A 778-nucleotide genomic window follows, 5' to 3' on the forward strand; every position below is an offset into this window, starting at 1 on the left:
GAGCCTCGACGACAGGAACTGTTCCGGAGGCTCAATCTCGCCCCAGGTGGTACCGCAGCCCTGATCAGAATGCGTGCGGAGCTTAGCGACCACGTCAAGGAAAACCCTGGACTGCGGTGCGTCGATGCTGATTTTGCTCATCTTTTCTCGTCCTGGTTTAATCGGGGGTTCCTGGTGCTGCGGCCGATCGACTGGACCACGCCTGCCAACATTCTGGAGAAGATCATCCGTTACGAGGCGGTGCATGCGATTGAGAACTGGGATGACCTGCGCAATCGCCTTGAGCCTGAGGATCGCCGTTGCTACGGCTTCTTCCACCCGCAGCTTGTCGACGAACCGCTTATCTTCGTCGAGGTCGCACTGACAAGGGAGACTCCCGCTGCAATCAGCCCGCTCCTCGATCTGGCTCGCACGCCGATCGCGGCGACAGAGGCAACGACCGCGGTTTTCTACTCGATCTCGAACACGCAGAGAGGTTTGGGTGGCGTTACCTTCGGCAACTTCTTGATCAAGCAGGTTGTGGAGAACCTCAAGCGGGAGTTGCCGAACCTAAGGACATTCGTGACCCTCTCACCTGTCCCGGGCTTTGCGGCATGGCTTGCTCGTGAGCGTATGGCGGAAGGATCAGCCTGCCTGGATACCGCGGCCAAGGAAATGCTGATGGTCCTCGATGAGCCTGCCTGGCATGAGGACTTGGAAAAAGCTGAGAAAATTCGCGCCGTACTTCTCCCTGCTGCAGCCTACTACTTCCTGAAGGTCAGGGATCCCAAAGGTCGTC

General features: G+C 58.2%; 1 protein-coding gene. It reads left to right on the top strand.

From position 1 onward, the window contains the following. Nucleotides 1-778 (top strand): malonyl-CoA decarboxylase (locus JQC81_RS32580; RefSeq protein WP_203275886.1); only part of this gene is annotated, 778 nt, incomplete at both ends.

This window comes from Microvirga arabica, assembly GCF_016811235.1.
Taxonomy (GTDB): domain Bacteria; phylum Pseudomonadota; class Alphaproteobacteria; order Rhizobiales; family Beijerinckiaceae; genus Microvirga; species Microvirga arabica.